This window comes from Paractinoplanes pyxinae, from assembly GCF_026626335.1.
GTDB classification, from domain to species: Bacteria; Actinomycetota; Actinomycetes; order Mycobacteriales; family Micromonosporaceae; genus Actinoplanes; species Actinoplanes pyxinae.
The window spans coordinates 208250-221961 of record NZ_JAPNTZ010000017.1; the positions used below are offsets into that span (position 1 = coordinate 208250).

Consider the following 13712-nt stretch of genomic DNA (forward strand, 5'->3'; position numbering starts at 1 on the left):
TTGTCGTACCCGGGGAGCAGAATCGGGTGCATGTTCGTCATCGACTCGCCCATCGGGCCGCTCGGCGTGGCCGTCGAGGGCGATTCTGTGGTCGGGGTGCGGTTCGCGGCGCGGCCGGGGCCGTCCGGGGCGCATCCGGCCGTGCGCGAGCTCGAGGCCTATTTCGCCGGTGAGCTGACCGATTTCACCGTGCCGTTCGAACTGCGTGGCGGCTCCGAGTTCGAGCGCGCCGTCTGGGGCGAGATCGCCAAGATTCCGTACGGCGAAATGATCACGTACGGCGCGATCGCCACCGCCCTGGGCGATCCGGGCGCCGCGCGGGCGGTCGGCACGGCCTGCAACCACAATCCGATCCCGGTCATCGTCGGCTGCCACCGGGTGGTCGGCGCCGGCGGCAAGATGGTCGGCTTCGGCGGCGGGATCGACCGCAAACGCCAACTGCTCGAGCTCGAGGCGCGGGTGTCCCTCGCCCGGCTGTGGGGCTGACATGCTTCGAGGCCGGACCCCGTACGGGCCCGGCCTCGATCAGCTGACGATCAGCGCTCGATGTCGCCGCGGATGAACGCCTCGACGCTCTCCTTGGCGTCGTGGTCGTTGTACTGCACCGGCGGGGACTTCATGAAGTACGACGAGGCCGAGAGGATCGGGCCACCGACGCCCCGGTCCTTGGCGATCTTGGCCGCGCGGACGGCGTCGATGATCACACCGGCCGAGTTCGGCGAGTCCCACACCTCGAGCTTGAGCTCGGCGTTCAGCGGGGTGTCACCGAACGAGCGGCCCTCGAGCCGGATGTAGGCCCACTTGCGGTCGTCGAGCCACGGCACGTGGTCCGACGGGCCGATGTGCACGTCGCTCTTGACCATCTCGTGCGGGATCTGAGAGGTCACCGACTGGGTCTTCGAGATCTTCTTGGAGACCAGGCGGTTGCGCTCCAGCATGTTCATGAAGTCCATGTTGCCGCCGAAGTTGAGCTGGTACGTGCGCAGCAGCTCGACACCGCGGTCCTCGAACAGCTTGGCCAGCGCGCGGTGCACGATGGTGGCACCGACCTGGCTCTTGATGTCGTCGCCGACGATCGGCAGGCCGGCGTCGGTGAACTTCTGCGCCCACGCCGGGTCGGAGGCGATGAAGACGGGCAGCGCGTTGACGAAGGCGCAGCCGGCGTCGATCGCGGCCTGGGCGTAGAACTTGTCGGCCTGCTCGGAGCCCACCGGCAGGTAGGAGACGACCACGTCGACCTCGGCGTCGCGCAGAGCCTGCACGACGTCGACGGCCTCGACCGACGACTCCTCGATGATCTCGCGGTAGTACGTGCCCAGACCGTCGAAGGTCGGTCCACGCTGGACGGTGACGCCGGTCGGCGGCACGTCGGTCAGCTTGATGGTGTTGTTCTCGCTGGCGACAATCGCCTCGCTCAGGTCCATGCCGACCTTCTTGGCGTCCACATCGAACGCCGCGACGAACTTCACGTCGGATACGTGGTAGTCGCCGAAGGTCACGTGCATGAGACCCGGGACGCGGTCGTTGGGGTCGGCGTTCTTGTAATACTCCACGCCCTGCACGAGGGACGAGGCGCAGTTACCCACACCGACGATGGCGACGCGGACGGAGCCCATCGCGTTTGCCTCCTTGTTCATCACGGCCGGTCCTTGTGCGGACGCGGGGGTTCGAGGGGTGCCTCCTCGGCCGGGTCCGCGGGGAGGTCGATCTCTCCCATGGATCCGGCGGGGGCGCGGCCGGAACGCTCATTCGTGATGAGCTCTTCCAGCCAGCGGACTTCGCGCTCGGCGGCGTCGAGTCCGTGTCTTTGCAGTTCCAGGGTGTACGCGTCGAGCCGGCCGGCCGCGCGGGAGAGCACATCGCGCAGGCCTTCCCGCCTTTCCTCGACGCGCCGGCGTCGCCCCTCCAGGATGCGCAGCCGGGTGGCGCGGTCGGTCCGGGAGAAGAACGCGAAGTGAACGCCGAAGCCGGCGTCGTCGTACGTCTCGGGGCCGGCCTGGGCGAGCAGATCGGCGAACCGCTCCTTGCCGTCGGCAGTGATCTTGTAAACAACGCGGCCCCGCCGACTGGTCATCGGGGGGATGATCGACGGATCCGACTCGGACTCGGTGATCCAGCCGGCCGTCTGCAGGCGCTTGAGCGTCGGGTAGAGGGTGCCGTAGCTGATCGCGGCGCGGAACGTGCCCAGTTTGGTGGCGAGCTCTTTACGCAGCTCGTAGCCGTGCATGGGGGTTTCCTGCAGGAGGCCGAGGATCGCCAGTTCCAGCATCGGCCACCTCCCTTGTTCTACCCCGATGTATCGGCCCGATACATCGCAACCGTAGATCCGTTGCCACCAGTGCGCAAGGTGTTCATGACTGAGCTACTTGCGCGCCACGCTGAGTGATGACAGTCGCCCCTTCCCGCCGGACCGCGTACGCTCGTCGCCATGCGAACGCAGCGGCAGGTCGTCGACTACTCGCTACAGAAGCGAGCAGTGCTGCGTGACGTGCACAACGGCAAGATCGGGACGCTCGAGGTCTGTGATGCCTCGCCATACCTCAAAAGTGCTGCTCGATTCCATGGCGAGCCGACCGAGGAGCGGTGCCCGATCTGCCGCCGCGACAACCTGACCCTGGTCCACTACATCTACGGCGACGAGCTCAAGCAGTCCGCCGGCCAGGCTCGCAAGCTCGCCGAGCTGCCTGTGCTGGCGATGACGCTGCGTGAGTTCCAGGTGTTCGTCGTGGAAGTGTGCCAGTCCTGCGCGTGGAATCACCTGGCCGAGCAGTACCTGCTCGGCCGGGACGCGCTCACCGCCGACGAACTCGATCGGGTCGAGGCGGTTGCCGCCTCGTCCACCGCGGGCCGCCACCGCGACATCGGGTCGTCGTCACACGGCTGGGACGCCCGCCGATGACGCGGATCGATCTCGCTACCGTTGACACGACCCCGACCGGCTCGCGCATCCAGCGCCACGGCCGGTCATCAATGACAAACGTCAGGGCGGCTGCCGGTATGCAGCCCGAGTCGTCCGCGCGTGTCGTCGCCGGTGAGGGCCCCTCCAGGGTCCTCCCTGCGCACGTCACCGCGACCGAGGTGTGACCGCATGAACTCGTACGGCGAACCGCAGTCCTCGCGTGCCCGGGCCCGGGTGCCCGGGTCCGCGAACGCAGCGCCTGACGACGACCAGTCTTCCTATTCGGCGTCGGCCCGGCCGGCGCCGGACGCCTACCGCCGCGGCAGCGCCGGACGGGCCTCCGTCACTCCGGGCCGCGCCGCGGTGGGGTCGGCTGCTCCGCCCCCTGTCGGCTCGGCCCGCGTCGGCGCACGCGCCTCGGTCGGGGCGGCCGCGCCGGTTCGCGGCACGGGGGCGGTCGCGCGTGCGGCCGTACGCCCCGGGCCGTCGCCGGTCCGGCCCAACGACGAGGGCAGCATCGGCGGCGGGGGCCGTCCGCCCGGCGGCAAGGACAAGTCGAAGGCGGCCAAGCGCCGCCGCCGCACCAACATCCTGACCGCCGCCGCGGCCGTGCTGGTCATCCTGCTCGGCGCCGGCGTGGTCGGCGGCACCTACTTCTTCGACGACGTCGACCTGCCCTCGCCGGTGAGCGAGGACCAGTCGAACGTGATCCTCGACACCAAGGGCACGGTGCTGGCCAAGCTCGGTGAGCAGAACCGCACGGTCGTGCCCGAGGCGCAGATCAACAAGGTCGTCGAGCACGCCGTGGCCGCCGCCGAGGACAAGAACTTCTACAAGCACCACGGCATCGACATGAAGGGCATCGTCCGCGCCGCCTGGAACAACTTCACCGGTGGCGACCAGCAGGGCGCGTCGACGATCACCCAGCAGTACGCCCGGCACGCGGCCGACCTCAAGGACATCAGCTACAACCGCAAGCTGCGTGAGGCCGTGATCGCCCGCAAGATGGAGGGCAAGTACAACAAAGACCAGATCATGGGCATGTACTTGAACTACATCTACCTGGGCCGGGGCCGGTACGGCATCCAGGCCGCGGCGCAGGGCTACTTCGGCAAGTCGGTAACCACGCCGGCCGGGCAGAAGAACGCCATCACGCCGTACGAGGCCGCGGTGCTCGCCTCGATCATCAAGCAGCCGGAGCCGACGGCCACCCACCGCGGCTACGACCCGACGATCAACCCGGTCGACGCCAAGGCGCGCTGGGAGTACACGATGGCGAACATGCTCGAAATGGGCTGGATCTCCAAAGAGGTGTACGACAAGCGCAAGTACCCCACGGTCAAGAAGGCCAGCACCAGCTCGGCCAGCAAGAGCACGGGCAGCAAGCCGGTCGACATGATCATGCGGCACGTCCGGGCCGAGCTGGCCGAGATGGGCATCAGCCAGCAAGAGTTCGACAAGGGCGGCCTGACCGTCACCACGACGATCGACCCGGTCGTGCAGAAGGCGGCCGAAGAGGCGGGCTCCCGCAAGAGCGAGAGCTCCCCGATGCACGACAAGCCGGCCACGTACCAGGCGGCGGTGATCGGCATCGACCCGAAGACCGGGCGGGTGCTCGGCTACTACGGCGGTGACGATGCGACGGGCATCGACTACGGCGGCTACATGAACAGCGACACCTTGAAGGTGGACGGCGGCCAGTCCCCCGGCTCGACCTTCAAGATCTATACGCTGGCGGCCGCGCTGAAGGAGGACATCTCCTTCAAGACCCGCTGGGACGGCACCAAGCTCCGCCCGAACGGCAAGAAGATCAGCAACGCGGGCGCCGACCCGGGAACCGTCTGCAAGGGCCAGATCAAGCGCTGTGACCTCGAGACGGCGACGATCAAGTCGTACAACTTCCCGTTCTACTGGATTGCCGACGCCATCGGCCGCGACAAGGTCATCGCCGCCGCCCGCGACGCCGGTATCCAGCACATGTACACGGACGGCAACAAGCAGTTCCCCAACGGCAAGCTGGTCGACCTGAAGAAGACCGACGCCTCCGTGTGGAAGCAGGACGGCTACTTCGACAACGAGGTCGCCTTCGGCCAGTACCGCGTCGTGCCGCTCGAGCACGCCGAAGGGGTGGCCACGATCGTCGGCGGCGGTGTCCACCACGACGCCCACTTCATCCGGTCGGTCTCGCGGGTCGATCCCGACACCGGCCAGAAGTCGATCGTCGGCAGCGAGAAGATCGACGGCAACAAGGTCTTCGACGCCGACCAGATGTCGAACCTGCAGTCCGTGATGAAAGAGATCGTCGAGGTCGACGACCGCGACCTGCGCAACGGCCAGGAGGGCATCGCCAAGTCCGGCACCTGGGAGTTCAACGAGGGCAGCGGTGACACCTGGTTCGTCGGCGGCATGCCGCAGCTGGCCGCGACGGTCTGGGTCGGCGGCGCCAAGAACAAGGTCGAGCTGAAAGAGTCCAACGGCCGCGACATGTTCGGCGCCGGCACCCCGTCGAAGATCTGGAAGAAGTTCCTCGACGCGGTGATCAAGGCGAAGGACCTGGAACGCGAGGACTTCCCGAAGCGCGTCGAAACCGGCAACCCGGACAGTCCCTTCGCCAACGGCCAGGCGGCCCCGCCGCCGCGTGAGCCGGCCGACAACGGCGGCGACTGCGTGCTCGGCTTCATCGGACCCGACTGCAACCAGAACAACAACAACGGTGGCGGCAACGGGAACGGGAACGGCAACGGCGGTAACAACGGCGGCGACAACAACGGTGGTGGCGACAACAACGGCGGCGGAAACAACGGCGGCGACGGCGACAACAACGGCGGCGACGGCGGTAACACCGACGGCGGTGGTGGCGACAACGACGGCGGCGGTGGGACACCGGAGCAACAACCGACCCAGCCGACGCTGACGCCACAGAACGCGGGCGACTAGTTCACCGACCGGCGCGTGCCCCCTGGGGGCGCGCGCCGGTTCATTTCGGGCGTAGGTCGTGCGGAGCGCCGGGTGCGAAGTACGGCATGATGCCATGACATGAGCTCGCTACCGCCCGAGGACTTCGACCGCCCCGACAAGCCGAGCGCTCCGGCCACGTCGGACGGATTCGTGCGCGGCCTGTCCGAGGCCATCGGGGGGCCGCTCGGTTCGCACGCGGTGCGGCCCGAGGCGCGGCGCGGCCGGTTCTGGTCGGCGCCACGGATCATCCTCGCGCTGATCTGCATGACGCTTGCGTTCTCGTGGGTGCAGAAGTCGCCCTGTCAAAGCGGCGACTGGCAGCAGAACGTCCAGTACACGCGGTTCTGTTACACCGACGTGCTGGCGCTGTACTACGCGGAACACCTCAACGAGGGCGCCGTGCCGTACAAGGACTGGCCGGTGGAATATCCGGTCGTTACGGGCTACTTCATGGGCGCCCTCGGGCTTCCGGTGCACGCGTACGGCGAGAACAACCCCGACATCAACCAGGGCACCTGGTTCTACAACATCAACGCGATCGTGCTGTCGGCGCTGGCCGTGGCGACGGCGGCGATCATCCTGGCGTTGCGCCGGCGCCGGCCCTGGGACGCCGCCATATTCGCGGTCTCCCCCATCATCTTCTTCACGGCGACGGTCAACTGGGACTTCCTCGCCATCGGGCTGGCCGCGATCGGGCTCTACCTGTGGGCGAAGAAGCATCCGGCCTGGGCCGGTGTGTTCCTGGGGCTGGGCGGGGCGGCGAAGCTGTGGCCACTGTTCATTCTCGGACCGTTACTCGTGCTGGCCCTGCGCTCGAAAGCCGTGCGCTCGTGGGGCGCGGCCATGGCCACGGCCGCGGTGAGCTGGGCGGTGGTCAACTTCCCGGTGTTCTTCTGGTACCACGAGAGCTGGTTGCGCTTCTTCCGCCTCAACAGCGACCGGCCGATCGACTGGGGAACGCTCTGGTACATCGGGCGCTATCTCGACGGAAAGTGGAACACGGGCTCGTCGGGTGATCAGGGGCCCTTCCAGTGGTTGAGCGACCACGTGCCGGCTCTCAACCTGGTCTCGTACGCGTTGTTCGGTCTCGCCTGCGTGGCGATCGGCCTGCTGGCCTGGCTGGCGCCGCGCCGGCCCCGGGTCGCGCAGCTCGCCTTCCTCGTCGTGGCGGCCTTCCTGATCACCAGCAAGGTGTGGTCGCAGCAGTACGTGCTCTGGCTGCTGCCGTTGATCGTGCTGGCCCGGCCGCGCTGGGGCGCGATCATCGCCTGGACGGTGGCTGAGTTCGGCTACTTCACCGCCTTCTACGCCGAGCTCATGGGGGCCGGTGGCAAGCCGGTGATTCCCGAGGGCACGTTCGTGCTGGCCTCGACGCTGCGCCTGGTCACTGTCATCGTCCTGTGCGCCCTGGTGATCCGCGAGATCTGGAAGCCCGAGCTGGACGCGGTGCGGCAGAGCTACGACGACGACCCCGACGGCGGGCCGCTGAACGGGCCGGACGCGCCCTGGATCGGCCGCCTGCGCCGAACTTTCCGCGTCGACCGCTCCCCCGCCGCCACCCCGGCCCCGATCGACCCGCCGCCACCCGCGGATCAGACCGTCGTGAAGGTCTGACCCGCTGTTGCCTGAAGTCCGCCGCCGGACGGGGTGCGGAGGCGTCGGGTGTCAGCCGTGCGATCAGCGGTCGAGGATGACGCCGGGTTGCGTGGTGAGGGCCGGCTGCGTGGGCTGAGGCAGCGTGGGTTGAGCAGGCTGGGTGGGTAGGCCCGGAGTGGGCAGCGGCGACGACGGTGTCTGCTTGTCGTCCAGGTGGAAAACAACGCCGTCGTCGGCGTCTTCGCGGCGGATGCCGAGGGCGTCGACCGGGATGTCGCCGGCGCGTTCCCACGGGGTGCCGGCCGACTCGCCGCGGACCAGTAGCACTCGCTTGATATTGATCGAGCGCAGGTATTCGACGCTGGCCGCGTCGGGAAACGACAGAACCTTGCCGTACAGCTCGGTCTGGCGGGCCGCACCGAAGCCGCCGGCGCCGTTGGCCATGGGCTGGAACCGACTGGTCGACCACAGCATGACGGTCTGGTCGGCGAGGGCGCCGGTGGGCAGCACCAGCATCGGGCCGCTGACCGTGCGCATGGCCGTGGGCTGGGCCGGGGCCACGGGATGGGCGGTCGCATTCCAGCCCTCGACGAGCACCAGCATCAGCGGCACGAAGGTGGCCAGGCGCAGCCAGGGGCCGGGCCAGGGTGGGATGCGCTGCTCGGACAGATGCTCGGCGCGGCGGACGAACTCGGCCACGGCGCCCGCGGCCAGGATGGCCAGCAGCAGCGTGGCCCAGATCATCAGCCGGCCCGGGATGCGCAGCCCCAGCGAGGCCGGGAGATGGCCGAAGAGCGGAAGGTAGCTGTAGCGGCCCTCGTAGAAGTTGGTGCCGAGGGTGAGGACGATGGTCACGGCCAGAGCGGCCAGCAGCAGCAGGCGCTGACGCAGCGTCCAGATCGAGAAGGCCAGGCCGGCCAGCGCGAGGGCGTAGAGCACGAAGCCGGGCAGCAGACCCATCTCGGCCGGCCAGCCCAGCGAGGAGCGCGGCACCTGGTGCGGGGCGCCCCAGATGCGGGATTCGGCCGGACCGATCAGCAGGCCGCGCAGCGGCGGCGAGAAGAAGGCGATCTCGGTGCCGGCCGGGCCGGAATCGGGCACGCGGAAATACGGAATGGCGAGCAGGAAGCTGAAGGCGGCCAGGAACGACGCGCCGGACAGGTCGATCAGCATCAGGCGCGAGCCGAGGATCGGGCGCTCGGCCGGGCGGCGCAGGAAGCGGATCGGGGTGCCGAGCACGATCACGACCAGCAGCAGGCCGAGCACGTAAAGGAACGGGACGCCGAGCGAGAAGCCGAGGCTGACCTGCCAGGAAGCCACGATCCAGCCGGCCGCGGCCCAGCCGGGACGACGGCGGTCGGGGCGCAGGCCGCGCCGCAGCGACCAGCCGTGCCCACGGGCCAGCATGGCCAGGGCGAGCGGGATGCCGCCGGCCGAGATGATGTCGAGGTGGCCCTCTTGAGCGAGCCGCCAGGGCGCGAACGCGAAGGCGACGGCGGCCACGGCGGCGCCGGTGCGGCCCGCCCCCAGCTGGCGGACCAGCGCGTACCCGCCGATGAGAAGCAGCGCGTGGGCCAGGACGAAGAGGATGTTGTAGCGCAGGACGGCGGCCTGCGGACCCTCGCCGATCATGCCGAACGGCGCGTACCCGAGCAGGCTGTTGCCGAAGGCGTAGCTGTCGGCCAGCGGGAAGAAAGCGTTGGACTGCCAAAGGTGAATCGGGTCGGTCAGCAGGGTGTGGCCGATCCAGGCGATCTGCCAGGCCTGACGGGACGGGTCCCAGATGTCTTGCGGAAGCGTGTGCAGCGGGTAGCGCAGCGTGGGCCAGGTGAGCGCGACGGCCATCAGCACGCCGAGATAGGTGACCAGCGCGTACTCGTGGATCAGCGAGCGGGCGAACCGGCGGGTGGTGCGCCGGAACCAGCCCGGGGGACGTTCGGCGGTGGCGGCGAAGGCGTGCCAGGGATCGGGTGGGGTGCCGGGCGGCCGCTCGGTGGGCAGCGGTTCGGGGCGTTTGGTGGTCTTTTGTGGACCTTCGGCAGTTTGGGTCTTGCCTTCCCGTGCCGGCGGGGCGGCCTGAGCCGGGATGGTGGCGGGCGCAGCAGCCGATGCAGCGGGCGCGGCGGCGGGTGCGGTGGGTGCTGCGGCGGGTGCGGGGCGTTTGCGCAGCCAGCCGCGCCGGCGTTCGGCCTTGTCGACGAAGGTGACCGTCGCGGCCGGAGCGGGTGCGGTGGAGACTTTGTCGTCTGTGGAGGAACTGCCGGGGGTGGGAGGCCGTAGCGGCTCGGCCGGTGGCCGTTGAGCCGGCGGGCCGGGGGACTGCCTCGGCTGCTCGCTGGTCATGACCCTCTCCCCGTGCGGCGTGTCACCGGCCCGTCCGCTCCCGCAGGAGCGTGATGTCGGCCGTCTGTCCCTCGGCGCCGCCCGGCGTCTCGACAACGGCCGGCGCGCCGGCGGCCCGGATCGCGGCCACGATGAGTTCCGGGTCGATCTTGCCATTGCCGAGGTTGTCGTGCCTGTCCTGCCCGGAGTCGAAACCGCCCTTGGAATCGTTGGCGTGGATCAGGTCGATGCGGCCGGTGATGGCCTTGACCCGGTCGACGACGCCGACCAGGTCTTCGCCGCCGGCGAAGGCATGGCACGTGTCCAGGCAGAAGCCGGCGCCGAAGGAGCCCACCGCTTCCCACAGCCGGGCCAGGTCGTCGAAGCGACGGGCGCAGGCGTTGTCGCCGCCGGCCGTGTTCTCGATCAGGATCGGCAGGGGCAGACCGCCGTCGTTCTCCGCATATTCGAACGCCTTGCGCCAGTTCTCGAAGCCGGCCGAGATGTCGGCGCCGCTGCCGACGTGACCGCCGTGCACGATCAGGCCCTTGGCGCCCAGCTCGGCCGCGGCCTTGGCGTGCGCCATGAGCAGCTTGCGGCTGGGGATGCGGATGCGGTTGTTGGGCGAGGCGACGTTCACGATGTAGGGCGCATGGATGTAGACGTCCACCTCGGACGCCCGCAGGGCTGCCGCGTCTTCGCGCGGCTTGGGCGTTTTGTAACCCTGGGGGTCGGTCAGGAAGAACTGCACCGCCTCGGCCCCGCGGGCGGCGGCCTCTTCGAGCGGAGAAGCGGGATCGACATGGGCTCCGATGCGCATGGGTCGAGACTACGACGCGGGTCCGACAGTTCGGCCCGCGCGTCACCGGGCCTCGGCGGATGTCGTTAGCTCCATTGATCACATTTGACCGATACCGGCCGGTGGGCCGGGGCGACGTGGGAGATGGTGCATGTCTCGGCAGGTCCGACAGCGGGTGACGGCGATCGTGCTGGGCGGTCTGATCTTCGGCGGCCCCCTGCTGGCGATGAACGCGGCCAGCGCCGACCCGATCCCCGAGGGCGCCCGGGCGGTGACCTTCTCGGGGGCCGGGATCTTCAGCGTCTCGTGCACCTCACGGCCGAGCGTCGAGTCGTTGACGGTGCCGCCCGAGAGCAAGCTGCGGGTCGTCAACCAGACCGGCTTCGACGCGCAGTTGCTGCTCGGCGGGGATGCGAAGGGCACCGTCCCGGACGATTCCTCGACCGATGTGATCTTCCGGCGGGGCACGACCTCGGTGCTGCTCAGGCCCAGCTGCCCGATCGGCGACGACGCCACCCCCATGATGGTCACGGCCTCGCCGTCCGACACGGCGGCCGCCGAGCCCGACGCTGATCCGGCGCCCACCGCGACCGACGCGACACCGATGTCCCTGACCCCGGCCGACTCGGACCGTTCCCCGGCGGGGGCCTCGCTCACGGACACGGCAGTCCCGGCCGAGCGTCCGTCCCGGGTCAAGTCCGCGGGCACTCGTCCGGACACGCGGCGGTTGCCGGCCCGGAGCTCGCACGCCACGGCTCATGCGGCCACCACCGCTCCCCGAGCCGTGCCGCACGGCGGTGCTCCGGCACAAACCAAGGTCAAGGCCGTTCCCAGTACGGCCGGAAGCGCGTCGCCCACCTCCGCCGGCCTGCCGCCCGGCGACCTCGCGGCGCTGCCCGGCGTACCGGACCTGGACGTCGACCCGATGACCGCCGGCGCCGAGCCGGTCCCCCTCACGCCGGCCCCGACGACGGCCGCCGCGGCCGAGCCGGTGGCGACGCTGGAGCCGATGCCGGAAGGCAACCCGCTCGGCCTGCTCGCGCTGACCGCCGCCGTCTGTGTGGTCGGGGTAACAGTTGCCGCTATTCGGTCATTCGTGTCGCAACGTGCAAATCGGGCAGAGATCGCATAGTCTTCTTCCCACAAGCTCCGCGGGGCGGCCGTCCAACCTCATCGGTGTGGTCGTTCCTCCCCAGGTCCCACCCAGCGAATGCGGATCGGGCGCCCCGCGGCTCCACCAGCGAGGACCCTGCCTACACGGGCGGGGTCCTCGTTTTTGGCGGCACGTCCCGGGTGGGTATGCTTACTCGGTTCGCAGACTGACCGCCGTGGGCACAGCCCCACGGTTTTCGTTTGCGATCGACACAAGACCTCCTGCCACGGAGAGACCGTGGCCGTTCAGCCCACAGGAGGTGAGAACGTCTTGCGTCATTACGAACTCATGGTGATCCTCGATCCTTCGCTCGAGGAGCGCACCGTTGCCCCGTCGCTCGATCAGTACCTGAACGTCATCAGGACCGCGGGTGGCTCGGTGGAGAAGCTCGACGTCTGGGGCCGTCGCCGGCTCTCGTTCGAGATCAACAAGAAGGCCGAAGGCATCTACGCGGTCGTCGACCTGCAGGCGACGCCCGAGGCCGTGGCCGAGCTGGACCGTCAGCTGCGGCTGAACGAGTCCATCCTGCGTACCAAGGTCATCCGGCCCGAGACCCGCTGAGTTCTCGTTTTTGTCAGGGGGTTCTGACAACCTCCTACGAACGAGCGAAGCGGCGAGGAGAAGATCATGGCAGGAGAAACCGTTATCACGGTCGTCGGTAACCTCACCGACGATCCCGAGCTGCGCTTCACCCCTTCGGGTGCGGCGGTTGCCAAGTTCCGCATCGCGTCCACGCCGCGCACCTTGGACCGGCAGTCGGGCGAGTGGAAAGACGGCGAGCCACTGTTCCTTGCGTGCAACATCTGGCGTGACGCCGCCGAGCACGTCGCCGAGTCGCTGCAACGCGGCTCCCGGGTGATCGTGCAGGGCCGGCTGCGCCAGCGGTCTTACGAGACCCGCGAGGGAGAGAAGCGCACCGTCTACGAGCTCGAGGTCGACGAGATCGGCCCGTCGCTGCGGTACGCCACGGCGAAGGTGCAGCGCATGAACCGCTCCGGCGGTGGCGGCGCTGGTGGCAGCTCTGGTGGCTTCGGCGCCTCCGGCGGTGGCAACCGGCAGTCCAGCGGTGGCGGCGGAGGAAGCAACAACAACTTCGACGACCCGTGGGCGACGGCGGCTCCGGCCTCTTCCGGCGGCAACCGCTCCGGCGGTGGCGGCGGCAACTCCTCGTTCGACGACGAGCCTCCCTTCTAGCCCTCTCATCAGGGCTTACCGAGTTCAGGAGTAAGAGCAATGGCTAAGGCTGCGGCGCTTCGCAAGCCGAAGAAGAAGGTGAACCCGCTCGACAAGGACGGGATCACCTACATCGACTACAAGGACACCGCTCTGCTGCGGAAGTTCATCTCCGACCGGGGCAAGATCCGTGCCCGCCGCGTCACCGGGGTGACCTCGCAGCAGCAGCGGCAGATCGCCCGCGCGGTCAAGAACGCCCGTGAGATGGCGCTTCTGCCGTACACGGCGACGGCGCGCTGAGGAGGATCACCAATATGAAGATCATCCTCACCCAGGAGGTGTCGGGCCTCGGCACCCCCGGCGACGTCGTCGAGGTCAAGAACGGCTACGGCCGTAACTACCTGCTGCCCCAGGGTTTCGCGATCCTGTGGACCAAGGGCGCCGAGAAGCAGGTCGCGGTCATCAAGCGGGCGCGTGACGCCCGCGAGATCCGTGACCTGGGTCAGGCCAACGAGGTCAAGGCCCAGCTCTCCGGCCTCAAGGTGACGCTGACGGCCCGCTCCGGCAACGGCGGCCGGCTGTTCGGCTCGATCACCCCGGCCGAGATCGTCGACGCGGTCAAGACCGCCGGCGGTCCGTCCCTCGACCGGCGCCGCCTCGAGCTGCCCGGCCACATCAAGACCACGGGCGCGTACAACGTCCAGGTCAAACTGCACCCCGAGGTGACCGCGACGTTCCCGGTGAACGTCGTCGCCGCCAAGTAAGACCGCTTAACGCGTCAAGGCGCGTCGGGATCGGAAGATCTCGGCGCG

Annotated in this window: 13 protein-coding genes; 9 read left to right on the forward strand and 4 right to left on the reverse strand. The window is 69.0% G+C overall.

Annotated features, from left to right (window positions below; translation table 11 throughout):
- The first annotated feature begins 30 nt into the window (after window positions 1–30).
- Complete coding sequence (locus OWR29_RS38755) at window positions 31–486, forward strand: methylated-DNA--[protein]-cysteine S-methyltransferase (protein ID WP_267568491.1); 456 nt, start codon at window positions 31–33, stop codon at window positions 484–486.
- Between the two features lie 50 nt (window positions 487–536).
- On the opposite strand, the gene OWR29_RS38760 is transcribed toward OWR29_RS38755, so the two are convergent.
- Complete coding sequence (locus tag OWR29_RS38760) at window positions 537–1616, reverse strand: inositol-3-phosphate synthase (protein ID WP_267568538.1); 1080 nt, start codon at window positions 1614–1616, stop codon at window positions 537–539.
- 20 nt (window positions 1617–1636) lie between these two features.
- Entirely contained in the window at window positions 1637–2269 is a 633-nt protein-coding gene (locus tag OWR29_RS38765) for a PadR family transcriptional regulator (RefSeq protein ID WP_267568492.1), read from the reverse strand.
- Window positions 2270–2428: 159 nt separating this feature from the next.
- On the opposite strand from OWR29_RS38765, the gene OWR29_RS38770 reads away from it, so the two are divergent.
- The 3 genes from OWR29_RS38770 to OWR29_RS38780 all read left to right on the forward strand — a co-directional run bounded on the left by OWR29_RS38770 (window position 2429) and on the right by OWR29_RS38780 (window position 7471).
- On the forward strand, window positions 2429–2899 hold the full coding sequence (locus OWR29_RS38770) for a DUF5318 domain-containing protein (RefSeq protein WP_267568493.1): 471 nt from the start codon (window positions 2429–2431) through the stop codon (window positions 2897–2899).
- Window positions 2900–3088: 189 nt separating this feature from the next.
- Window positions 3089–5836 (forward strand): transglycosylase domain-containing protein, encoded by a 2748-nt coding sequence (locus OWR29_RS38775; RefSeq protein WP_267568495.1) that lies wholly within the window; start codon window positions 3089–3091, stop codon window positions 5834–5836.
- A 99-nt stretch (window positions 5837–5935) separates the two neighbouring features.
- Window positions 5936–7471 carry a glycosyltransferase family 87 protein gene (locus OWR29_RS38780; protein WP_267568496.1) on the forward strand — a complete coding sequence of 512 codons (1536 nt, stop codon included), beginning with the start codon at window positions 5936–5938 and terminating at the stop codon, window positions 7469–7471.
- 63 nt (window positions 7472–7534) lie between these two features.
- Here OWR29_RS38780 and OWR29_RS38785 read toward each other — a convergent pair whose 3' ends face one another.
- Together OWR29_RS38785 and OWR29_RS38790 are read right to left on the reverse strand one after the other, a co-directional pair.
- Complete coding sequence (locus OWR29_RS38785) at window positions 7535–9796, reverse strand: hypothetical protein (RefSeq protein ID WP_267568497.1); 2262 nt, start codon at window positions 9794–9796, stop codon at window positions 7535–7537.
- Window positions 9797–9818: 22 nt separating this feature from the next.
- Window positions 9819–10595, reverse strand: coding sequence for a deoxyribonuclease IV (locus OWR29_RS38790; RefSeq protein WP_267568498.1), 777 nt, complete (start codon window positions 10593–10595; stop codon window positions 9819–9821).
- 130 nt (window positions 10596–10725) lie between these two features.
- On the opposite strand from OWR29_RS38790, the gene OWR29_RS38795 reads away from it, so the two are divergent.
- From OWR29_RS38795 to rplI, 5 genes are all read left to right on the forward strand, one after another.
- Window positions 10726–11706: a hypothetical protein gene (locus OWR29_RS38795; RefSeq protein WP_267568499.1), complete on the forward strand. Its 981-nt coding sequence runs from the start codon at window positions 10726–10728 to the stop codon at window positions 11704–11706.
- Window positions 11707–11997: 291 nt separating this feature from the next.
- A complete protein-coding gene (gene rpsF, locus OWR29_RS38800) occupies window positions 11998–12288 on the forward strand; it encodes a 30S ribosomal protein S6 (protein WP_014448192.1) in 291 nt (96 codons plus the stop codon).
- 66 nt (window positions 12289–12354) lie between these two features.
- Entirely contained in the window at window positions 12355–12921 is a 567-nt protein-coding gene (locus OWR29_RS38805) for a single-stranded DNA-binding protein (RefSeq protein ID WP_267568500.1), read from the forward strand.
- A gap of 39 nt (window positions 12922–12960) precedes the next feature.
- Complete coding sequence (gene rpsR / locus OWR29_RS38810; RefSeq protein WP_007073789.1) at window positions 12961–13200, forward strand: 30S ribosomal protein S18; 240 nt, start codon at window positions 12961–12963, stop codon at window positions 13198–13200.
- Window positions 13201–13214: 14 nt separating this feature from the next.
- The gene (gene rplI / locus OWR29_RS38815) at window positions 13215–13664 is read left to right on the forward strand and encodes a 50S ribosomal protein L9 (RefSeq protein WP_267568501.1); all 450 of its coding nucleotides are present in this window, start codon (window positions 13215–13217) and stop codon (window positions 13662–13664) included.
- Window positions 13665–13712: the final 48 nt, after the last annotated feature.

Excerpts from the sequence above, each read along its gene's own strand:
- OWR29_RS38775 (WP_267568495.1), top strand. The coding sequence starts at position 3,089 with ATGAACTCGTACGGCGAACCGCAGTCCTCGCGTGCCCGGGCCCGGGTG.
- OWR29_RS38805 (WP_267568500.1), top strand. The coding sequence starts at position 12,355 with ATGGCAGGAGAAACCGTTATCACGGTCGTCGGTAACCTCACCGACGAT.
- rpsR (WP_007073789.1), top strand. The coding sequence starts at position 12,961 with ATGGCTAAGGCTGCGGCGCTTCGCAAGCCGAAGAAGAAGGTGAACCCG.
- OWR29_RS38785 (WP_267568497.1), bottom strand. The coding sequence starts at position 9,796 with ATGACCAGCGAGCAGCCGAGGCAGTCCCCCGGCCCGCCGGCTCAACGG.
- OWR29_RS38765 (WP_267568492.1), bottom strand. The coding sequence starts at position 2,269 with ATGCTGGAACTGGCGATCCTCGGCCTCCTGCAGGAAACCCCCATGCAC.
- OWR29_RS38760 (WP_267568538.1), bottom strand. The coding sequence starts at position 1,616 with ATGGGCTCCGTCCGCGTCGCCATCGTCGGTGTGGGTAACTGCGCCTCG.
- OWR29_RS38780 (WP_267568496.1), top strand. The coding sequence starts at position 5,936 with ATGAGCTCGCTACCGCCCGAGGACTTCGACCGCCCCGACAAGCCGAGC.
- OWR29_RS38770 (WP_267568493.1), top strand. The coding sequence starts at position 2,429 with ATGCGAACGCAGCGGCAGGTCGTCGACTACTCGCTACAGAAGCGAGCA.
- rplI (WP_267568501.1), top strand. The coding sequence starts at position 13,215 with ATGAAGATCATCCTCACCCAGGAGGTGTCGGGCCTCGGCACCCCCGGC.
- OWR29_RS38795 (WP_267568499.1), top strand. The coding sequence starts at position 10,726 with ATGTCTCGGCAGGTCCGACAGCGGGTGACGGCGATCGTGCTGGGCGGT.
- OWR29_RS38790 (WP_267568498.1), bottom strand. The coding sequence starts at position 10,595 with ATGCGCATCGGAGCCCATGTCGATCCCGCTTCTCCGCTCGAAGAGGCC.
- OWR29_RS38755 (WP_267568491.1), top strand. The coding sequence starts at position 31 with ATGTTCGTCATCGACTCGCCCATCGGGCCGCTCGGCGTGGCCGTCGAG.